Annotated in this window: 20 protein-coding genes and 1 pseudogene; 14 read left to right on the forward strand and 7 right to left on the reverse strand. The window is 56.7% G+C overall.

The window, feature by feature from the left end; translation table 11 throughout:
* Positions 1-258: 258 nt before the first annotated feature.
* Positions 259-1,098, reverse strand: coding sequence for a hypothetical protein (locus BLU05_RS01865; protein WP_244518172.1), 840 nt, complete (start codon positions 1,096-1,098; stop codon positions 259-261).
* Positions 1,099-1,460: 362 nt separating this feature from the next.
* On the opposite strand from BLU05_RS01865, the gene BLU05_RS01870 reads away from it, so the two are divergent.
* The 7 genes from BLU05_RS01870 (at position 1,461) to BLU05_RS01900 (ending at position 8,243) form a co-directional block, all read left to right on the forward strand.
* Entirely contained in the window at positions 1,461-2,192 is a 732-nt protein-coding gene (locus BLU05_RS01870) for a PAQR family membrane homeostasis protein TrhA (protein ID WP_091877421.1), read from the forward strand.
* Positions 2,193-2,201: 9 nt separating this feature from the next.
* Positions 2,202-2,825, forward strand: a complete 624-nt coding sequence (locus tag BLU05_RS01875) for a glutathione S-transferase family protein (RefSeq protein WP_091877423.1) — start codon at positions 2,202-2,204, stop codon at positions 2,823-2,825.
* 210 nt (positions 2,826-3,035) lie between these two features.
* Positions 3,036-3,947 (forward strand): glycine betaine ABC transporter substrate-binding protein OsmF, encoded by a 912-nt coding sequence (locus BLU05_RS01880; RefSeq protein ID WP_091877425.1) that lies wholly within the window; start codon positions 3,036-3,038, stop codon positions 3,945-3,947.
* Positions 3,948-4,007: 60 nt separating this feature from the next.
* Positions 4,008-5,171, forward strand: coding sequence for an ABC transporter permease (locus BLU05_RS01885; RefSeq protein ID WP_091878401.1), 1,164 nt, complete (start codon positions 4,008-4,010; stop codon positions 5,169-5,171).
* A complete protein-coding gene (locus BLU05_RS01890; RefSeq protein ID WP_091877427.1) occupies positions 5,168-6,109 on the forward strand; it encodes an ABC transporter ATP-binding protein in 942 nt (313 codons plus the stop codon). The genes BLU05_RS01885 and BLU05_RS01890 overlap by 4 nt, the downstream gene beginning before the upstream one ends.
* Positions 6,106-6,858: an ABC transporter permease gene (locus tag BLU05_RS01895; RefSeq protein WP_091877429.1), complete on the forward strand. Its 753-nt coding sequence runs from the start codon at positions 6,106-6,108 to the stop codon at positions 6,856-6,858. Before BLU05_RS01890 ends, BLU05_RS01895 begins: the two co-directional genes overlap by 4 nt.
* Positions 6,859-6,920: 62 nt before the next feature.
* Positions 6,921-8,243, forward strand: coding sequence for an LLM class flavin-dependent oxidoreductase (locus BLU05_RS01900; RefSeq protein ID WP_091877431.1), 1,323 nt, complete (start codon positions 6,921-6,923; stop codon positions 8,241-8,243).
* On the opposite strand, the gene BLU05_RS01905 is transcribed toward BLU05_RS01900, so the two are convergent.
* From BLU05_RS01905 to BLU05_RS01915, 3 genes are all read right to left on the reverse strand, one after another.
* Positions 8,240-8,896, reverse strand: coding sequence for a methionine ABC transporter permease (locus BLU05_RS01905; protein ID WP_091877433.1), 657 nt, complete (start codon positions 8,894-8,896; stop codon positions 8,240-8,242). The genes BLU05_RS01900 and BLU05_RS01905 overlap by 4 nt on opposite strands.
* A complete protein-coding gene (locus BLU05_RS01910) occupies positions 8,877-9,950 on the reverse strand; it encodes a methionine ABC transporter ATP-binding protein (RefSeq protein WP_091877435.1) in 1,074 nt (357 codons plus the stop codon). The genes BLU05_RS01905 and BLU05_RS01910 overlap by 20 nt, the downstream gene beginning before the upstream one ends.
* Before the next feature lie 116 nt (positions 9,951-10,066).
* Positions 10,067-10,912, reverse strand: coding sequence for a MetQ/NlpA family lipoprotein (locus BLU05_RS01915; protein ID WP_091877437.1), 846 nt, complete (start codon positions 10,910-10,912; stop codon positions 10,067-10,069).
* A 288-nt stretch (positions 10,913-11,200) separates the two neighbouring features.
* Here BLU05_RS01915 and BLU05_RS01920 point away from each other — a divergent pair.
* Positions 11,201-11,719: pseudogene (locus BLU05_RS01920) on the forward strand (hypothetical protein); the annotation flags it as partial.
* Between the two features lie 18 nt (positions 11,720-11,737).
* Complete coding sequence (locus BLU05_RS26385; RefSeq protein ID WP_244518176.1) at positions 11,738-12,124, forward strand: VOC family protein; 387 nt, start codon at positions 11,738-11,740, stop codon at positions 12,122-12,124.
* Here BLU05_RS26385 and cml read toward each other — a convergent pair.
* Positions 12,121-13,326: a CmlA/FloR family chloramphenicol efflux MFS transporter gene (gene cml / locus BLU05_RS01925; RefSeq protein ID WP_091877439.1), complete on the reverse strand. Its 1,206-nt coding sequence runs from the start codon at positions 13,324-13,326 to the stop codon at positions 12,121-12,123. The two genes, BLU05_RS26385 and cml, sit on opposite strands and share 4 nt — an antisense overlap.
* Before the next feature lie 436 nt (positions 13,327-13,762).
* On the opposite strand from cml, the gene BLU05_RS01930 reads away from it, so the two are divergent.
* A complete protein-coding gene (locus BLU05_RS01930; RefSeq protein WP_091877440.1) occupies positions 13,763-14,074 on the forward strand; it encodes a PsiF family protein in 312 nt (103 codons plus the stop codon).
* Positions 14,075-14,135: 61 nt separating this feature from the next.
* On the opposite strand, the gene BLU05_RS01935 is transcribed toward BLU05_RS01930, so the two are convergent.
* Positions 14,136-14,432, reverse strand: coding sequence for a putative quinol monooxygenase (locus tag BLU05_RS01935; RefSeq protein ID WP_091877442.1), 297 nt, complete (start codon positions 14,430-14,432; stop codon positions 14,136-14,138).
* A 95-nt stretch (positions 14,433-14,527) separates the two neighbouring features.
* Between BLU05_RS01935 and BLU05_RS01940 the strand changes: the two genes are divergently transcribed.
* On the forward strand, positions 14,528-15,511 hold the full coding sequence (locus BLU05_RS01940) for an NAD-dependent epimerase/dehydratase family protein (protein ID WP_091877443.1): 984 nt from the start codon (positions 14,528-14,530) through the stop codon (positions 15,509-15,511).
* Here BLU05_RS01940 and BLU05_RS01945 read toward each other — a convergent pair.
* Positions 15,496-16,170, reverse strand: coding sequence for a GntR family transcriptional regulator (locus BLU05_RS01945; RefSeq protein ID WP_091877445.1), 675 nt, complete (start codon positions 16,168-16,170; stop codon positions 15,496-15,498). The genes BLU05_RS01940 and BLU05_RS01945 overlap by 16 nt on opposite strands.
* A 259-nt stretch (positions 16,171-16,429) precedes the next feature.
* Here BLU05_RS01945 and BLU05_RS01950 point away from each other — a divergent pair, with 259 nt between their 5' ends.
* The 3 genes from BLU05_RS01950 to BLU05_RS01960 all read left to right on the forward strand — a co-directional run bounded on the left by BLU05_RS01950 (position 16,430) and on the right by BLU05_RS01960 (position 20,831).
* Positions 16,430-17,839, forward strand: coding sequence for a malonyl-CoA decarboxylase (locus BLU05_RS01950; protein WP_091877447.1), 1,410 nt, complete (start codon positions 16,430-16,432; stop codon positions 17,837-17,839).
* Entirely contained in the window at positions 17,836-19,359 is a 1,524-nt protein-coding gene (locus BLU05_RS01955) for a malonate--CoA ligase (RefSeq protein WP_091877449.1), read from the forward strand. The genes BLU05_RS01950 and BLU05_RS01955 overlap by 4 nt, the downstream gene beginning before the upstream one ends.
* 119 nt (positions 19,360-19,478) lie before the next feature.
* On the forward strand, positions 19,479-20,831 hold the full coding sequence (locus tag BLU05_RS01960; protein WP_091877451.1) for an SLC13 family permease: 1,353 nt from the start codon (positions 19,479-19,481) through the stop codon (positions 20,829-20,831).
* Positions 20,832-20,866: the final 35 nt, after the last annotated feature.

Here is a 20,866-nt window from a genome sequence, read left to right on the forward strand (position 1 = left end):
CCTCGGGTTAAACCCGAGGACTGAGGATGACAGAGAGATGAGAGCTATAGGATGACGGAGTGGGGAGTGATGATGGGGAGCCATAGTCTGCAACCTTTGCGATTAGCGTTGCATCAACCCAAGCCCCTCATGGTGAGCTTGTCGAACCACGAACCACGAACAACACTCCACCAACCCTCTCCGCAAAATGGGAGAAGAGCGAAACCACAGCGCTAAAAGCAGGAAGCGGAGCATTGGCCCCGCTTGCTGTTATCAGATTTAGCTCTTCAGGCGGGAATTGCAGAGGCTGTAATAGCCGCCGCCCTTCTGAATCCACTTGAGGCCGCCAAGCGTGTTGTTCTGCTTGTTGGCATAATACTGTTCAAGGCATGTATGCATACGGGCCTTGCCAGCGCTTTCAGTGGAGTATTTGGCCGAAACGGCCTTCGGGAAACCAACGCCCGCTGGAGCTGCCGTCGTGGCTGCTGGCGGCTCATCCTTATAGGTCGCTGTCTGAGGTGTTGGAGCAGTGTCATCATTGGTAGCAGCGGCGGAAGCGCCGGAGCTGCACTGTGCCTTGCGGAAATCATTCCACTTCTGGCCACCAAGTGTGCCTGCCGTCTTGGCAGCCTGATACTTGGCACTGCATTCCTTCATCGTCAGGCCGCCACCGGCGCTGGCATCTGCTGGAGCAGTGGCTGTCTTGGTCGGTGCGGCGGCTGGAGCAGCTGCTGCCGCATCACCACTGCACTGGGCCTTGCGGAAATCATTCCACTTCGCGCCGCCAAGTGTACCTGCCGTCTTGGCAGCCTGATACTTGGCACTGCACTCCTTCATGGTCAGGCCGCCACCTGAATCAGCGGGGGCAGCAGCTTTCGGCGCTGCGGCTGTTGTCTTGGCGGCTTTGGTTGGAGCAGCCGGGGCCGGAGCCGCAGCTGCAGGCGATGCATCCGCACATTGCGTCTTGCGGAAATCATTCCACTTCGCGCCGCCAAGTGTTCCGGCAGTCTTGGCTGCCTGATACTTGACGCTGCACTCTTTCGCCGAGAGCGCGTAGGCCGGTACAACCGTAAACGATGCGGCACCGATAATTCCGGCAAATATAAGATTCCGGGTCATAGACATTTTTGAACTCCCTCAATTTCAACAGTGCACATTCAGAAACTGGCACCAACCATGGTTTCCCCCCGAAACCCATAGTCTTCCCATGTGATGAAATGATTATGGCTTAAATTGGAGAAGTAACCAACAGGAATTACGCATGCAGAATATTCAAAATATCTGACAGAATATTACAGAATTTCAAAGAATTATACCAAAGTCTTATCAAAATACTGCCGTAATACCCACATAAAGACAGCAACAAGAAAATGGCCTTTCAAAAGAGAAAAACTGTCCATGCGAAGAATCGGGCGCCCTCCGTCACCCTTAACCGTGAGTTAACAATCTGAAGTTGTTAAACTGATCCTTGGTGAGAAGACATGAACGGCGAGGCATTTACGCAGCCGGACTTTTCGTTGTTATATGACGCCAAGGAAAAACTCTTCGATCAGGAAAAATCGTTGCATCCATCATCCGCCCGCCCGCTGCCTGCGCCTGTCTTTCGTGATTACACCGTCGCCGAACTCTGGGCTGACGGAGTGGTCCACATAATGGGTGTGACCTTGGCCATATCAGGAGCGATTCTCCTGTTCGCCTTCGGGCCGAAAGAACCCGCAACCTATGCGGCTGTAGCCATCTACCTTGCAACGCTCGTCCTCTCCATGGCGCTTTCGGCGACATACAACATATGGCCGATTTCGCCTGTTAAAGCCCTTTTGCGGCGTTTCGATCATTCGGCAATCTATCTGCTGATCGCGGGCACCTACACGCCGCTTATGGCAAAAAGCGGTACGTGGTGGCTGCTATCCACTGTCTGGGCCATTGCCATCGCGGGCGTGCTGTTGAAACTTTTAATGCCCAACCGCTTCGACCGGCTGTCTATCGTGCTTTATCTGGCATTGGGCTGGAGTGGCGTCGCCGCCTATCAGGAACTGACAACAGCGCTGTCAGCCACAGTGCTGTGGCTGATTCTCGCCGGTGGCCTCGTCTATTCCCTTGGGGTGATTTTCCATGTTCTTGAGCGGCTGCCATTTCACAACGCGATCTGGCATGCCTTCGTTCTGACTGCGGCAAGCATTCATTATGCCGCCATTTGCACGGCTGTCGCCTAGGGAAACAACATGAGCAAATATGTGTTGATTGGTTCGGCAGGATGCGGCTCTGTCATTATCGAACTGGCCTTCGCCCGCGCAAAAGCGAACTGCACGCTCGAACAGATACCCTATCTTGAACCAGGCCCAGAGCGTGACCGGTTGCTGGAACTCAATCCTCTGGGTCAGGTGCCAACGCTCATCCTGCCCGACGGGAATATCCTGACGGAAAGCGCGGCAATCATCCTGCATCTGGCCGATGCTTTCCCCGACGCCGGACTGGCACCCTCTGCCAGTGATCCACATCGCCCGCAGTTTCTGCGCTGGCTCGTCTACATCATCGGCGCGATTTATCCGGTTTCCACTTTTGGCGATGACCCAGCCCGCTGGGCGCTGGACGAGGCAAACCAGAAGAAATACCGCGACAGCCTCGAGGAATACCGCCTTAGCCTTTGGAAAAACGTCGAAGAGGTTGCAGACGAACCGTGGTTCCTTGGTGAGAATTTCAGCGCTATCGATCTCTATCTGGCGGTCATGCGCAATTGGCGGCCGGGGCTTAGCATATTCAACAGCCATTTCCCCAAACTCGCCGCCATCGCGGATAATGTTGGCAAAGAACCGGTCTTTGCGGAAATCCTTGATCGAGATTTCTAACTCCGTCCCAAACGCTCCTGCCATAACAGGCATAAATGCTGACATGACAGGCTTGAGCCACGATGCAAAATAGGACAAGCTTGCAGGTGAACGGAAAGCTGCAAATTTTTCGTTGCAGGCCCTTTTCGCGGAAATAAATACCCGGACCCGCCACGGCAATCGTGGTTTAAAGGTCATATTAATTCGGGATATCCAAAGGGAACGAAAAGAATGTTTACCAGCAAAACCTTTCTCGGCGCTGCGCTCGCTCTGGCGCTTTCTATCGGATCTGCAAGCGCGCAGGTCGTTGTTTCATCCAAGATCGACACTGAAGGCGGCGTCCTCGGCAATATCATTCTGGCCGTGCTGAACGCCAACAAGATTCCGACCACCGACCGCATCCAGCTGGGCGCGACACCCATTGTGCGCAAGGCGATTACCGCCAAGGAAATCGATATCTACCCTGAATATACGGGCAATGCCGCGTTCTTCTTCGAGAAGGCTGATGATCCCGCATGGAAAGATGCGACCAAAGCCTATGAGACCGCAAAGAAGCTTGACTACGATGCCAACAAGATCGTCTGGCTGACACCCTCGCCCGCCAACAACACCTGGGCAATTGCCCTGCGCAAGGAAGTGGCCGACGCTGAAAAGCTGGTAACACTGTCTGATTTCGGCAAATATGTCGCTGGTGGTGGCAATGTTGTGCTTGCTGCCTCCTCCGAATTCGTCAATTCGGCGGCAGCCCTGCCCGCATTCCAGACCACCTATGGCTTCAAGCTGAAATCCGACCAGCTGATCACGCTTTCGGGCGGTGATACGGCTGCAACGATTGCCGCCGCTGCCAACAAGACCAATGGTGCCAATGCGGCCATGGTTTACGGCACTGATGGCGGTATTGCTCCATCCGGCCTCGTCGTTCTCGCCGATGATAAGGGCGTTCAGCCTGTTTATCAGCCAGCACCGATCATCCGCGAAGCTGTGCTGAAGGAACATCCTGAGATTGAAACCCTGTTGAAGCCGGTTTTCCTGAAGCTCGACCTCGTCACATTGCAGGACCTCAATGGCCGTGTGCAGGTGGGCGGCGAACCGGCAAAGGCCGTTGCGGAAGACTTTCTGAAGAAGAACGGCTTCCTCAAGTAAGTCAGTCACTACACTGAAGCAGGGCGGGCTGATCCCGCCCTGTTCCGGTAAATGGAGACCATGGCCGTGCGTCTGGACAAACTAGGTGTCGTGATTGCCCTGATCGCCGGATATGCGGTAGGCGTAGCGCCGTTTGCCACGTTCCGCGCCAATCGGATCGTTGCAGGTGTTCCGCAAACCCTTCTGGCTTCCCTGCCTTCATGGGCTGGCCCCACGCTTCTCGCCATCATTGCCGTTGCTGTGGTCATCGGGCTCTTTCGAACCCCACCGACACTGCGGCTGGCAGCTAGCTTTGCCACGCTTGCAGCTTTGTTTCTCCTCATCGGCACGGCCGCCGACCACCTCACCCCGCCCGCCAACACCTATGCACGTGTTTCGCCCGCGTCCGGCTTCTGGCTGCTGCTGTTTGCTTTTGCCCTTCTCGCAGCGGATTCGCTGACGCGCCTGCGCCTGACACCGCTGCTCCGCATCCTTGTGCTGATCCTTGCGGCTGGCTTCATCGGCTTTGTTCTACTTTCAGGAAGCTGGGACAAGCTGTCGATCCTGAAAGAATACAGCGCCCGTGCCGATAGTTTCTGGGCGGAAGCCAGCAAACACGTCACATTGGCGCTAGGTTCGCTCGTCGCGGCTGTTGTCATTGGCATCCCGCTCGGCATTCTCTGCCACCGGATGCAAAAACTGCGCGACATCGTTCTCAATGTGCTGAACATCGTGCAGACCATTCCGTCCATCGCGCTGTTCGGCATTCTGATCGCCCCACTTGGCTGGATTGCTGCCAATGTACCCGGTGCCGCAGAAATCGGCATCAAGGGCATCGGCATGGCCCCTGCCTTCGTCGCGCTGTTTCTCTATTCGCTGCTGCCTGTCGTCGCCAATACGGTCGTGGGCCTTGCGGGTGTTCCCGTTCAGGCGAATGACGCCGCGCGTGGTGTCGGCATGACCGAACGGCAACGCCTGTTCAAGGTAGAATTCCCTCTGGCCTTCCCGGTGATCCTCACCGGTGTGCGCATTGTTCTGGTGCAAAATATCGGCCTTGCAACCATAGCCGCGCTTATCGGCGGCGGCGGTTTTGGCGTTTTCGTGTTTCAGGGCATCGGCCAGACCGCCATGGATCTGGTCCTGCTCGGCGCAGTTCCCACCGTGCTTCTCGCCTTTGCGGCGGCAATCATTCTTGATGCCGCCGTCGAACTCAGTTCACCCTTTCACTCCGGGGCATCCGCATGATTGAAATCGAGGGTATCACCAAGCGCTACGGCGCGGCGACCGTGGTCAACAACGTCTCGCTGGTCGTCCAGCCACGCACCGTCACCGTCATTGTCGGCACATCAGGCTCGGGCAAGACGACGCTGATGCGCATGATCAACCGGCTGGTCGAGCCGACATCGGGCATTATCAAGCTTGATGGTGAGGATAATCGTTCCCTTCCCGGCTATGAACTGCGCCGCCGTATCGGCTATGCCATTCAGGGCCACGGCCTCTTTCCCCACCGCACCGTGGCGCAGAATATCGCTGTCGTGCCCGAGCTTCTCGGCTGGGACAAGGCGAAAATCGACGCCCGTGTGAGTGAACTGCTTTCGCTGTTCCAGCTGGACCCTGATACATTCGGCCCGCGCTATCCGCATGAACTTTCCGGCGGCCAGCAGCAGCGTATCGGCGTTGCCCGCGCGCTTGCCGCAGAACCAAACGTGCTGCTGATGGACGAACCCTTTGGCGCGCTTGATCCGGTTATCCGCTCCAAGGCGCAGGAGGATCTGCTCGCCATCCAGAAACGCTTCGGGACAACCATCATTCTTGTCACCCATGACATGGAAGAGGCAATCCATCTTGGCCACAAGATCGCGGTGATGGATGGTGGCAATCTACTGCAATACGCAACCCCAGCTGAAATTCTCGCCAATCCAGCAACGGATTTTGTCGCCACACTCGTTGGCACCGGCGACCGGCCCTTCCGCTTCCTGTCCTTGAGTCCCGCTGGTGATGCGGTGGAGCCCGGCACGGCTGAAGGCGAAGCCATTCCAGCCTCCGCAACCCAGCGCGATGCATTGGCCGAACTCCTCTGGTCAGGCCGCCCTGCTCTGCCCGTGGTCAATGAAGCGGGCAAATCCATCGGCCGCGTTACCGTGGACGGGCTGGTGAAACGCGCCTCAAGGCCAGCCGCATGAACCTGCGTTTTCCGACCATTCTGCGCATAGGCATCATGGCGCTTCTCGTGGTGTTTTTGCTGCGCCCGGAATGGTTTGAGCCAATCTTCCGGCCACTCACCCAGAACAATGCCCCTGTCATCTACAATCAGGGCAGTTTGCTGACGCTGACCTTGCTGCATCTACGCACCGTTGCCATTGCAACGGCAGGTGCCACCATCGTCGCTGTTGCTCTGGCTATTCTGGTCACACGCCCGTTCGGTGCCGAGTTTCTGCCGCTTTCGCGCAGCCTTGTGAATATCGGCCAGACATTTCCACCGGTGGCTGTCCTCGCCCTCGCTGTTCCTGCCGTCGGCTTCGGCGAAAAACCCACGCTGATCGCCCTTTTTCTCTACGGCTTGCTGCCGATCTTCGAAAACTCGCTGACGGGCCTGACCACCCTGCCACCGACCGTCACCGATGCGGCGCGCGGTGTTGGAATGACCGGCTGGCAGCGCTTGATCAAGGTCGAACTGCCGCTGGCAATGCCAATCATCCTCGCTGGCATACGCCTTTCCGTGACAATCAATCTGGCGACCGCCACCATCGGTTCGACAGTTGCGGCCAAAACACTGGGTGAAGTCATTATTGCCGGGCTGCAATCCAACAACCTTTCCTTCGTCCTGCAAGGCGGCCTCATCGTCGGCATTCTCGCAGTCATGATCTATGACGGATTATCGGCAATAGAACGCTTCATTTCCCGCCGCATGGGCCTTCTCCAGTCAAGTTGACCACCCCATATGCAAACAATCGGACTGCTCCCCTCAAAGGCAGGATTGTGAAAGGACATGCGATGAGCAAGACACGCAAACTGCATCTTGGCGCTTTCATGCGGCCGGTCAGTATTCATACGGGTGCCTGGCGTTATCCCGGCGCTTATCCAGATGCGAATTTCAATTTTGCTCATCTCAAGCGCTTTGCCCAGACGCTGGAGCGCGGCAAGTTCGACGCCTTCTTCATGGCCGATCATCTGGCCGTGCTGAACATGCCGGTGGAAGCGCTGAAACGCAGCCACACGGTGACATCCTTTGAACCGTTCACCCTGCTTTCGGCCTTGGCCGGTGCGACCGAGCATATCGGCCTGATCGCCACCGCCTCGACGACCTTTGACGAGCCCTATCACATCGCACGGCGCTTCGCCTCGCTCGACCATAACAGCGGCGGACGTGCAGGTTGGAACATCGTCACCACCTCCAATCCCGACGCGGCGCTTAATTTCGGGCTGGAAGACCATATGGAGCACGACGAGCGCTATCGCCGCGCCCGCGAGTTTTATGATGTGGTGACAGGGCTATGGGACAGTTTTGCCGACGATGCCTTTATCCGCAACGCTGAAACCGGCATTTATTTCGATCCAGAGCGCATGCATGTGCTCGATCACAAGGGCGAGTTTCTCTCGGTTCGCGGCCCGCTCAATATTGCCCGGCCCGTGCAGGGCTGGCCTGTGATCGTACAGGCAGGGTCATCCGAACCGGGACGCCAACTGGCCGCTGAAACCGCAGAACTCGTCTTTGCCGCACCGTCCAATCTTGCCGACGGCCAAAGCCTTTATGCCGACATCAAGGCCCGCATGGACAAGATCGGCCGCCAGCGCGATCAGTTGAAAATATTGCCCGCCGCCTTTGTCGTGGTGGGCGATACCGTGGAGGAAGCCAAGGAAAAACGCGCCCGTCTCGATAGTCTTGTGCACTACGCCAATGCCATCGGCTCCCTGTCGATTGCGCTTGGTCAGGATGCGTCGCTTTTTGATCCGGATGGGCCATTGCCCGAGATCACTGATACCAATGCCAGCAAGAGCGGCCTGGAGCGTACGGTCAATCTGGCACGGCGTGAAAACCTGACCGTGCGCCAGCTGGCACAGCGGCTGGGTGGCTATGCCGGTCCAGCCTTTGTCGGCACCCCTACAACAATCGCCGACGAGATGCAGCAATGGCTTGAGGGGGAAGGTTCAGACGGTTTCAACGTCATGTTCCCCTATCTGCCTGAAGGACTTGATGATTTTGTCGACAAGGTCGTGCCGGAATTGCAGCGGCGCGGCATTTTCCGCACCGAATATGAAGGCAGGACATTGCGCGAAAATCTCGGTCTGCAACGCCCTGCCAATCGGTTCTTTTAGATGCGGTGATCGAGCCGTTTGACCAGCCTGTCACCAACCCACTGAATGCCGCAGACAAGAATGATAAGCACGATCACCACGGCAATCATCACAGAGGTTTCAAAGCGCTGATAGCCATAGCGGATGGCAAGATCACCTAAGCCTCCGGCCCCGATCGCGCCCGCCATGGCCGATGCACCAATCAGGGTGACAAGCGTGACCGTGAAACCCGCAACAATGCCCGGCAGCGCCTCGGGCACCAGCACCTCGCGAATGATGGTCCAGCGATTGCCGCCCATGGCACGCGCCGCTTCAATCAGCCCGCGATCCACCTCACGCAAGGACACCTCTGCGATACGTGCATAATAGGGTGTCGCGCCGATGGATAGCGGCACGATGGCGGCCCAAGTGCCGATGGACGTGCCGACGATAAGCCGTGTGAGCGGAATCAGCGCCACCAGCAGGATAATAAATGGCACCGAGCGGAAGGCGTTGATGACAGCGCCAAGCACGCTGTTGACCCACGGGTTCGGCGCGATACCGCCACGGTCAGTTGCCACCAGCGCCAGACCCAGCGGCAGGCCAGCTGCCAGCGAGATCAGACCGGAAGCGCCGGTCATGACAAGCGTTTCCCAGAGCGATTGCAGAAGCAGTTCATACATGACTTGTGACATAACCAAGCACCTCTACACGGGCCGAGCGGGCCTCAAGAAACGAAACAAATTGAGCAACTGCGATAGCAGGAACCGCAAGATAAAGCCGGGCGACCGCCTGATTTTGCACATGGTCGACACCGCCATGAACAAGCCGGAAAGGTCCCGGCAGATCGGCCAGCAACGTGCCCTGCGCGGCAGCACCGGCAAGATCAACACCAAGCACAGCTTCGCCGGTGGGTTCTGATGACAAGAGACTGACGATATGGGCTGGAAGCTGCGGACGAATACCCGCAAGCAGGCTTTTGGTGATATCGGTCTGCGGATCGGCAAAAACCGACCAGACCGGGCCTTCCTCAACGATTTTACCCGCATCGATAACCGCAACCCGGTCACCAATGGAGCGAACCACTTCCATTTCATGGGTGATCAGCAGAATGGTGAGGCCGAGCTTCTGGTTGATGTCTTTGAGTAACGCGAGAATGGAACGCGTTGTTTCCGGATCGAGCGCGGATGTCGCTTCATCGGAGAGCAGCAAAGCTGGCCGCGCCGCCAGCGCACGCGCAATGCCCACGCGCTGCTTTTGCCCGCCAGATAGCGAGGATGGATAGGCTTTCGCCTTGTCGGAAAGGCCAACCAATTCCAAAAGTTCCCGCGCCCGGTTCAGACGCTCGGCCTTTGGGCGCCCCTCGATCTTGAGGGGCAGCGCTACATTCTCTTCCACCGTCTTGGCCGATAGCAGGTTAAAATGCTGGAAAATCATGCCGATGCGACGGCGGAACGGCTGCAGCTCGCGCTCATCAAGCCCGGTAATCTGCCTGCCCTCAACAAAGATGGAGCCCGATTCCGGCCGCTCCAGACCATTGAGACAGCGGATCAGCGTTGATTTCCCCGCGCCGCTGCGGCCGATAATACCGAGAATTTCCCCCTTGCGGACAGTCAGCGACACACCATCAAGCGCTGGCGTCTCGCCGAAATGCCGTTTGACATTTTCAAGCCTGACAACATCGTCGTCCTGGCGCGCGTCTGTGATGATTGCGCCCGTGCCACCGGAAACAGAGACATGCGAATTCATTTGTTTTCCCCTGGGCGAATATTGAAATCGTATCCGCCTCAATCGAGAAGACGGTTCGCGGCATATTCCTATGCTGCGACCCGCCTTGCCGTGATTACTCTGCAATCAACCGGATATCAGTACGCGCTGATACCCGTGCCCTTGTAGACACGGTCAAATTCCGCTTTGACCTTGTCATTCTGATAGGAGGAAACGAGGGTTTTCACCCATGCCTCTTTCTCCTGACCAGCCTTCACTGCAATGAAGTTGCGGTAAGGATTATCGTCGATCTTTTCCTGCGCGATACGGTTTTCCGGTGTCAGGCCGCTCTTTAAAGCCCAATCCGTGTTGACCACTGCCGCATCGAGATCTTCCACTGAACGCCCGACGATACCGGCATCGAGTTCCTTGATTTTGACCTTCTTCGGATTGTCGGAAATATCGGCAATCGTGGCGAGAATGCCGGTGCCCGCCTTGAGCTTGATCACGCCCTGATCCTGAAGAACCCGCAGCGCGCGGCCCTCATTGGACGGATCGTTGGGCACGCCGATCACTGCGCCTTCAGGAAGTTCAGTGATCTTGGCAAACTTCTTCGAATAAAGGCCGATCGGCCAGACGCCGGTATAACCAACAGGCACGATGTGATAGCCCTGTGTCTTGATCTGGTTATCGAGATAAGGCTTGTGCTGGAAGGCATTGGCATCAAGATCGCCGCGTTCCAGCGCTTCATTCGGCTGTGTGTAATCATTGAAAACAACCGTCTTGATGGTCAGACCATTCTTGGCTGCTTCGGCTGTGACGACTTTCCACACATCCTCATCTTCGCCGCTGATGATGCCGACCTTGATGGCCTTGTCAGCCGCATGTGATGGCTGTGGCGCTGCAAAGCTTGATATGGCGATGGCCGAAGCCACCAGCGCAAACAAGCCTGCGCGCCGCGTAATTTTCCCGTTATTTGCGAGATGTTCTATGGTTTTTGTCATGTGCTGGCCCCCGTAGGCAGTGTGAATAGCTAAAAGAGAAACGCCTTGTTTCGTCTCAGATATTCGCCAATGCACACAAATTGAGCGAGGGATGACTATCTTTTGTGCAGCGCAACCGGCGAAAAACCTTTCAACAAACGCCTGATTGGGAGCTCAAATTTTCCACCATATGGAACACACGCATCTTTTGCCGCGAAATAAATCCCCCGATACAATTTCATTGGCGCGCGCCGGGGAGAAAATATATGCCATGGATACTTCCCCAATCTTTTGCAGATGGATGTCCCCATGAGCCGCATATCGCCTGTTGTCTATGATGAGGCTTCACCGGAAGCCCGCGCCGAACATGACCGCGAACTGCAACTGCGTGGCCGTATGACCAATATGAAACGCATCATGCTGCATTCGCCAGTCGCGCATCGTATCTACGCGGAATGGTTCACCTTGCGCGAGTTGCTGCGCCCCGCCCTGCCCGACCGTGCCATCTGGCTTTTGTCCCTTGCCATTGCAAAAGCGAGTCATGCGGATATTCCCGTCACCTTTTTCCGCCGCGCGCTGATTGATTCCGGTCTGCAGCCGGAAACCATCGTCCCGGATGCGGATGAGACAGTTCTGATGGATTTCGGCAAGGCAATCGTCGCCAATGCCAATGCGATACCCGAGCGCCTGTGGAAGCGGCTGGCTGACCGCTATGACGAACCAACGCTGGTCAATCTTGTCGCCTTTGCTGGCATCATGATCGCCACGACCGTTTTCACCAATGTAGTGGAAGTCGATCTCGATCCGGAATTGGATGGCTACCGGGAAGCAAAACCCGATAATGGGGTGACGATTGATCATCTCGATCATCTGGTTCTGACGGTCAAGAATATCGAAGCCACCTGCGTCTTCTACTCAAAGGCGCTGGGCATGACGCTCGAAACATTTGATCACCAGCGCAAGGCGCTGCGCTTCGGCAACCAGAAGATCAACCTGCACGAACTGGGCCATGAGTTTGAACCCAAGGCGAAAGCGGCAACACCCGGTTCCGGCGATCTCTGCTTCATCACCAAAACACCGCTGGATCGGGTAATCGCCCAACTCGATCAACTTGGCATCGCCATTGAGGAAGGCCCGGTTGCCCGCACCGGAGCAACCGGGCCTATCCGCTCGGTCTATATCCGCGATCCCGATGGCAATCTGGTCGAGATCGCGAATATTATGACAGATTAAGAGGTTAGCGTCCTTTCATAACGGGCTGACAGCCACACCAGAACCAGCGTCGCAAAGGCGGATATTGCCGTAAATATCGCAACCGGCCAGAAATTGGCCTGCGGTAGCAGAACAACAATGATCGTTCCGGCGATGCCGACAATAACACTCTCGATGAAGTAATAGAGTGCCGTTGCGGTTCCCGCTATATCGCCGAATTCCCGCAATGCGCCGTTGGCAGCCACCGCTGAGGTAACGGAGATGGCGCTGGCCATGACCCACATCGGCCCCATGAAAGTGACGACGGAAAGCGGCAGAAACACCTGCCCCAGCAAGAGCAGAATCGCGCCGGTCAGAAACAATGCCATTCCTCGGATCAGGCATCCCCGCTGTCCCCACCATCGCACAAATACACCGCCGAAACGGCTGCACGCGATCATCACCAGTGCAACGGTTGCAAACACAAGGCTGAACGAGGTCGAGGAAAGACCCAGCGCCTGCATGAGAATACGCGGTGCTGTCGAGAAATAGACAAAGAACGTCCCCATGGCAGTGCTGAATCCCAGCGTATAGGTCCAGAAGGACAGGCTGCCGAACACTCTTGCGAAATTGCTGATCAGTGCGGTTCGCTCCGTCTGTACCGGGCGCGTTTCGGGCCAGCGCAGGAAAGCGTGCAGCCCTGCCATCGCCGCAAGTGCGGCAAGCAGCCAGAATATGCCGCGCCAGCCGAAGATGTGATCGACAAGCGCGCCGATGGCCGGTGCGAATGCAGGAACAAATGCCAGCATCGAGCCGAACAGGCCGTAGATGATGGCGCCTTCAGGCCGATCCGCATAAACATCACGGACAGTGGCAAACGTCGCCACCAGCGCCGCCGCCCCGCCAGTCGATTGAAGGACACGAAGCGCGACAAAAACCTCGGCAGAACTGGTCACGGCCAGCCCTGTCGAGGCGAGGCAGAACAGAAGCGCACCGCCAAGCACCACGGGCCTGCGGCCGATACGGTCCGACAATGGCCCGAACAGGAGTTGCCCGCAGCCAAGCACAATCATGTAGAGGCTGAGGGTTAGCTGGATAATGGCGGGCGATGTGTTCAGCACCGCAGGCATATGGACGATAACAGGCAGATAAATATCCATGCCCAGGGAAGCGAGAAGATCAAAAGGAGCCATCAGCAGCAAGGCCGCTGGCAGTGAATAAGCCCAATTTTTGGGGTGTAGCATAGCAAAATCCCACGCGAACGAGAGGTTCGGCGGCGATCATTGATCCCAACTCAAACGGATATTGAGAGCCTTGAATGCCGCAACAACGGTTGAAAACGGTTGTTACGGCCTATCGGGTTGCGAGCTTGGCGGCTTTCATCGGACTTCGCTTCTGTCAAAGGATCATGCTCGTATAGAGCTGTGATTTTTTACCGTCAAGCGATCAAGAATTGTGTCCCGCCGGTTAAACAAATTTAACATTCGCGCACACAAAGAAAACACGGTCCGCCAATAATCTCGCGCTTGAGCAATGCTGGCATGACGCATAGTCCCCTGCATCCTGTTGATTTGCAAGGACTTGGCGAAATGCAAGCAGTGCTCAGGTGCAACCGTAGCGTGACAAGAATCATTTTCGCAACGCGCTACAAAACCGGTTTGTAACTCAAAGGAAACGACCATGAAATTAGTTGCCACCCTCGCCGCCGGCGCGATCCTTGCCTTCGTAGGCACAAGCGCTATGGCACAGACTGCGGCTCCAGCCACAACAGCGCCAGCAGCAACCACTACGGCACCGGCACCAACCACCACGGCCCCGGCAGCTACGACCAAGCCAGCCACCACCATGATGAAAAAGGCAACGACCGCAACCACGCCTGCCAAGACGGCCATTTCAAAGGCGTGCTCGGCTCAGGCTGATGCCAAGGGTCTGCATGGCAAGGAACGCCACAAGTTCCGCAGCGATTGCAAGAAAAACGGCGGTAAGGTTTAACAGCCCCGTTTGAATGCTGGCGGCAAGATACCCGCAACTTGCCGCCAGTCATTCAGCACTTTTATGCGTTCAGACCAAGTCCACCTATGGGAACAGTTTCCGTGTGATTGGAAAAGCCTGCAATAAGCGGGCGGGCTTTGGTAATCGTCGCCTGTACCGATGCCAGCGCCAGCGAATTGCGGTGGCTTTCCTGATTATCCCAGACCTCGGTGATCCAGATACCATCCGCATCCGTGGGGTCCGTGGCAATCACATAGCTCAGACAGCCCGGCATTTCCGAAACATCAGCAAGCATAATGCCGAGCAGTTCATCACGCTTCCCCGCAACAGCCTGCATTTTCCCGATCAATCCGTACATGCGCTCCTCCCCTTTTTCGTTTGATCCCACGATAGCTATTTTCAATAAGGCTTACTAAACTTGGACACATAAAACGTGATTCAGGGAATATTATGATGACAATTCTCGTTACAGGGAGTGCCGGTCATCTGGGTGAAGCCCTCATGCGCAGCCTGCGTGAGGGTGGCGAGTCCGTGCGAGGCATCGACGTCAAATCGTCGCCATTCACCGACAGCATCGGATCAATCACCGACCGGGCTTTTATTCGTGCCTGCATGAAGGGCGTTCAGACGGTGATGCACACGGCAACACTGCATAAACCGCATGTCGCCACCCATTCCAAACAGGATTTTATCGATACCAACATTACAGGCACGCTGATCCTGCTCGAAGAAGCTCTGGCTGCCGGGGTCAATGCCTTCGTCTTCACCAGCACCACAAGCACATTCGGTGCGGCCCTTACCCCTGCCGCTGGCGAGCCAGCGGCGTGGATCACCGAAGATGTCACGCCGGTTCCCAAGAATATTTATGGCGTCACCAAGATCGCTGCGGAAGATCTGTGCCACCTGTTTTTCCGCAAGGAGCGCTTGCCGGTGATCGTGCTGCGTACATCCCGCTTCTTTCCCGAAGAGGATGATGACGCAACAGTGCGGGACAAGTTCCAGCCAGCGAACGTACAGGCAAACGAACTGCTCAACCGCCGTGTCGACGTGGAGGATGTGGTGAGCGCCCATGTTCAGGCGGCACGCAAAGCGCACGGCATTGGTTTTGGCCGATACATTATCTCCGCAACGACACCCTTTTCGCGCAGCGATCTGGCACTGCTTCGGGAAAATGCTGCGGATGTGGTGCGGCGGCTCTTTCCCGAATGCGACGCGCTTTATGCCAACCGCAAATGGCAATTGCCTGCCAGTCTGGACCGCGTTTACGTCAATCAGCGGGCGATTGCGGAACTGGATTGGCAGCCGAAATATGATTTCCGGCATGTCCTCGAAAGTCTACGCAACGGGCGGGATTTTGCCAGCCCGCTGGCGCGCGCAATCGGCAGCAAAGGGTATCACGGGCAGACGTTCGATAAGGGCCCTTACCCGGTCGCCTGACCGTTTTTGCGCTGCGCCGCCAGCGTGGCAATGAGATCGCTGAAACGGTCCCCCTGCACCGCAATGTGCTGGCGCAGATGCGTGCGGGCGGCCTCGGCATCACCCGAAAGGATCGCCTCAACAATAGCTGCATGTTCGTTGAACGATGTGATCATCCGGTTGCGCACCCGTAATTGCAGTCTGCGGTATGGCCGCAACCGGCGATGTAGCGCGAGGCATTGCTCAATCAGGAAGCTGCTGTGGCTGGCCGTATAAACAGCCTGATGAAACCGCTCATTGTCATAGTAATACGTGTCAGTATCTTCGGCATTGGAAGACTGTGTACACTGGGCGTGGGCGGCCAGAAGGTTGGCCCGGTCCTCATCCGTGTGGCGACGCGCGGCCAGAGAACCCGCCATGCCTTCAAGCTCGGCCATCACTTCGAACATCTCGTAAATGCGATGTGGACCGGGCTCCACAACGACTGCGCCGCGCCGCGGGCGAATCTCGACAAGCCCGATGGCACTCAGTTGCATCAGGGCTTCCCGCACTGGCGTGCGCGAAACACCGAAATGCTTTGCCAGTTGCATCTCATCCAGCCTTTCGCCGGGAGCGAACTGGTTTGTGACAATACCGTTCTCGATTTCGTCCCGCAGTCCTTGCACGATATTTTCGGCCATGATCCCTCAAAAATGCAATATTCCAATTCTTGTATACAAGATAGTTGACATTACATACAAGAAAGCTCAAACATTATATACCATCCCGTAAGAGGTATTGGAACAAACGAATAATCTGACGCATGCGAAAGGGAGTATCGCAGAAGCGCTATCACACCGGATCGGCTATACTATGCAATGCGGTCGGCAACGCCGGATAACCGCCACCTGACAAACCTGCATGCTTTGCCCGATCCATCCTTGGAACTGGAGTTCTGCAATGACCGGTACATCCTTCTTCAGCGACATGGTGCAGACGATCACCGAACGTGGCCGCAAGCTGCTTTCGTTTTCACCGCGCACGGAGAAACTGCCATCGGGCCTCGCCGGTCTTGAACGGCTATGCACCATGCTGCTGTCCAGTCGCGGTGAAGCTTCAGGCATGGCGCTGGCCGCGGAAATCCTGCAGCAATGGTCCCGCCTGAATGATGAACAGCAGCGCGATTTCATGTTGCTCCTCGCCGATAGGTTCGGACCGGATTCCGATAAGCTCGAAAAGGCCATCGACACCTATCGTGCCGAACGCACTGCAAAGACAGTATTGCAACTGCACGAGGCCGCCGAACCGCGCAGGCAGGAACTGATCCGCCGCCTGAACCTTGCCCCCAAGGGCATATCCACGCTCGTGGGCATGCGGGAACGGCTGCTCGAACTCAAGGCCGACACACCTGATCTTGAAGCTGTAGATGCGGATTTTGCCCACCTTTTCACCTCATGGTTCAATCGCGGCTTTCTCATCCTGCGCCCGATTGATTGGTCCACGCCCGCGCAAATCCTTGAAAAGATCATTCAGTACGAGGCCGTGCATGAGATCCACGATTGGGACGAGTTGCGCCGCCGGCTCGCACCAACTGACCGGCGCTGCTTTGCCTTCTTTCATCCGCAGCTTCCCGATGATCCACTGATCTTCGTTGAAGTGGCGCTGACCAAAACCATCCCCGAGACCATTTCGGATGTGCTGGATGAGAAACGTGCCCCCATTCAGGCACAGGACGCCCGTACTGCTGTCTTCTATTCCATTTCAAACTGTCAGGTCGGCTTGCGCGGCATTTCCTTCGGTAATTTCCTCATCAAGCAGGTGGTGGAGGATTTGCGCCGTGATCTTCCCAAGCTCGATACCTTTGTCACACTTTCGCCCGTGCCGGGCTTTGCCAACTGGCTGGGACGCGAGCGGCGCAATGACGACTCCGATGTGCTGTCGGTCGAAGACAAGGCTGCCCTCACCGCTCTGGATGACGCCGATTGGTCCGATGACCCGGCAAAGACCACGGCTGTAAAAACAGCCTTGCTGCCCGCCGCCGCCTGGTATTTCCTGCGCGGACGAACACCCGATGGGCGCGCCATTGATCCGGTTGCGCGGTTCCACCTCGGCAATGGTGCGCGGCTGGAACGGCTCAATTTTCTTGCCGACCGCTCGCCCCGCGCCATCAGGCAGGCACATGGGTTGATGGTCAATTATCTCTACAAACTTGATGATATTGAAACCAACCACGAGGCATTTGCCCAGCGCGGCGAAATCGTCGCGGCACCAGCCATCCGCAAACTGTTGCGCAGCGAAAAACCTGCCCGCGCGACACCGCCCAAAGAGCAAGACAAGACCAAGGCAAGCAGCAAGGAACTGAGTTCATGAGCAACCATCTGTTTGATGCTATCAGGCATTCCATTCCGGCTGAGGCTGCCGTGTTCATTGAAACCGGTGATAGCAGCACATGGACCTATGGTGACATGTTGCAATGGTCAGGCCGGATCGCCGGTGCCATCGATACGCTGGGTATTCGCCCCGGCGACCGGGTCGCGGTGCAGGTGGAGAAAAGCCCTGAAGCGTTGATGCTTTATCTCGCCTGTATCCGTTGCGGCGCTGTCTATCTGCCTTTGAACACCGCCTATACGCTGGCCGAACTCGATTATTTCATCAGCGATGCCGAGCCGCGCCTCGTTGTGGTGACGCCGAAAGCTGCCGAAGGCATCAAAGCCGTTGCTTCGAAATATGGTGCGTTAGTCGAGACGCTTGATGATCATGGCGGCTCGCTCCTTGAACTGGCAAAGGGCGAATCCCCAGACTTTGTCGATGCCACGCGTGCAGCGGATGATCTTGCCGCCATCCTCTATACGTCGGGTACAACAGGCCGGTCCAAGGGCGCGATGCTGACCCACGACAATCTCCTCTCCAACGCCCTGACATTGCGCGATCACTGGCAGTTCACCGCGAAAGACCGACTGATCCATGCTTTGCCGATCTTCCACACCCACGGGCTTTTCGTTGCAACCAACGTTATCCTGACGTCAGGCGCATCGATGTTCCTGCTGCCAAAATTCGATCCGGCGGAAATCCTGTCTCTCATGCCGCGTGCAACGGCGATGATGGGTGTTCCCACCTTCTATGTCAGGCTTTTGCAGAATGAAGGGCTGACCCACGATGCTGTCAAAGCCATGCGCCTGTTCATTTCAGGGTCTGCGCCTTTGCTCGCCGACACCCACCGGGCATTTCAGGAGCGCACGGGTCAAGCCATTCTTGAACGCTATGGCATGACCGAAACCAATATGAACACCTCCAATCCCTATGCCGGGGACCGGATTGCCGGAACTGTCGGTTTCCCGCTCCCCGGCGTTACCGTGCGGGTGACCCATCCGGAAACCGGCGTAACCCTACCAGCCGATGAAACCGGCATGATCGAGGTCAAGGGACCGAACGTGTTCAAAGGCTATTGGCGTATGCCCGAAAAGACAAAGATGGAATTCCGTGATGACGGCTTTTTCATTACCGGCGATCTCGGCAAGATCGATCCACGCGGCTATGTACACATCGTCGGACGCGGTAAAGACCTTGTTATTTCAGGAGGTTACAACATTTACCCGAAGGAAGTTGAAAGCGAGATCGATCAACTGTCAGGCGTTGTCGAAAGCGCCGTCATTGGCGTCGCCCATCCGGATTTCGGCGAGGGTGTGACTGCTATTGTCGTCAAAAAAGCCGGTTCTGATCTCAGCGAACAGACCATTCTCGATGCGCTGCAAAACCGGCTCGCCCGCTACAAGCAGCCCAAACAGATCATTTTTGTCGAGGACCTGCCCCGCAACACCATGGGCAAGGTGCAGAAAAACGTTTTACGCGAGCAATATGGCAATCTCTATGCCATTAGCGCAAATGCCTGATCCATGACGCCCTCATCGCGCAGATGACGGCGGGAACAAGGGCGTAGGGGGGAGCTTACGCCACAACACGAACTGAAAAAGCGGCCGCTTATAGCGCGCCGCAGAGGGAGGGTTTTATCGTGAATATCCAGATATTCTCTATTCTTGTACTGATTGCCATGTTCGTTATCGCAACGATGCTGCCGATCAACATGGGCGCGCTGGCCTTTGCCGCCGCCTTTGTGGTCGGTTCGCTGATCATGGGAATGTCATCCAATGACATCTTTGCCGGGTTTCCCAGCGATCTGTTCCTGACGTTGGTTGGTGTCACCTACCTCTTCGGCATTGCCCAGAACAACGGCACTATCGACTGGCTTGTCGAGCGGGCGGTGCGGCTTGTTCGCGGACACATGGCGCTCATCCCCTGGGTGATGTTTTTTGTCGCCGCTGTTATCACCGGCTTTGGCGGATTGAGCCCCGCCGCCTGCGCCATCCTTGCGCCTGTCGCACTGCGCTTTGCCGCGCAATACCGCATCAGCCCTGTCATGATGGGCCTCATGGTTATTCATGGCGCGCAAGGCGGCGGTTTCTCGCCGATCAGCATCTATGGTGGCATCACCAACCAGATCGTACAAAAAGCTGGCCTGCCCTACGGTCCGACAACCCTGTTCCTGTCGAGCCTGCTCTTTAACCTTGCCATTGCCGTTGTGGTGTTCTTCATCTTTGGCGGCTGGAAAAGCCTGCGCGATCATGCGGCAGCATCCGGGCCTGATCCTGATACCCATGTGGCAGGTGCGTCGCGTTCCATCGTCGGCCATGGCGGCACCCCGGCCTCACCAGCCTATCACCGCACCGCCACATCGCCATCCGGCGCGGCAATCAACCCAAACGAAAGTTTGACCAGCGAACGTCTGCTGACGCTGCTCGGTCTGACAGCGCTTGCGGTTGGCGCACTGGTGTTCAAGTTCAATGTGGGGCTTGTAGCGATAACCGTTGCTGTCCTGCTCGCCCTGTTTTCCCCGAAAACCCAGAAGGCGGCTGTCGACAAGATCAGCTGGTCAACCGTGCTTCTGATTGCCGGTATCATCACCTATGTCGGCATCATGCAGAAGGCCGGGACTGTTGATTACGTAGCATCAGGGATTTCCAGCCTTGGCATGCCGCTTCTGGCCGCCCTGCTCCTGTGCTTTACCGGCGCCATCGTTTCGGCCTTTGCATCGTCAACCGCATTGCTCGGCGCTATCATTCCGCTAGCAGTGCCATTCCTGATGCAGGGGCATATCAGCGCCATCGGCGTTGTCTCGGCCATCGCCATCTCGACGACCATTGTCGATACCAGCCCGTTCTCGACCAATGGCGCGCTTGTGGTGGCCAATGCACCGGAAGCCGAGCGGGAGAGCGTCCTGCGCAAACTGCTTGTTTACAGCGCGCTGATTGCGGTCATCGGCCCCATTATCGCCTGGCTGGTTCTCGTCGTCCCCGGCGCGATCTAGGCGCAAAATTCAAGTCAGCGCATCGGCTCCCAGTC

This window comes from Phyllobacterium sp. OV277 (genome assembly GCF_900104355.1).
Lineage (GTDB): Bacteria > Pseudomonadota > Alphaproteobacteria > Rhizobiales > Rhizobiaceae > Phyllobacterium.